The organism is Pelomonas lactea, from assembly GCF_043555885.1.
Taxonomy (GTDB): Bacteria; Pseudomonadota; Gammaproteobacteria; order Burkholderiales; family Burkholderiaceae_C; genus Pelomonas; species Pelomonas lactea.
In genome coordinates this window covers 1-255 of sequence record NZ_JBIGHX010000045.1, presented here as the reverse complement: position 1 = coordinate 255, position 255 = coordinate 1, and the positions used below count along the sequence as shown (strand labels likewise).

The window sequence follows — 255 nt, the reverse complement described above, 5'->3', positions numbered from 1 at the left end:
GCGCCTTGGCGCGCTCTTCCAGCTCCTTGAGCCAGGCATCGCTGAGCGCGCGGGCGCGGTCGGCCTCGTCCTGGGCGATCTCGGCGGCGGTGCGCGGCAGCGGGGCCGGCGTGGCGCCGGCGTCCAGCCGGCCGCGGTCGTCGGCCAGCAGTGCCAGCGCGGCGGCCGACGCGTCGGCCACGGCGGAGCTGCCGGCCTGGCGCTGGGTGGCCTGCGCCTGCGTCGCCGTGATGACGAAGGGGTTGACCCCCACCG

General features: G+C 78.8%; 1 protein-coding gene. It reads right to left on the bottom strand.

Annotated features, from left to right (window positions below):
* On the bottom strand, window positions 1-255 hold a 255-nt coding region (locus tag ACG04Q_RS25670; protein WP_394514718.1), incomplete at both ends, for a hypothetical protein.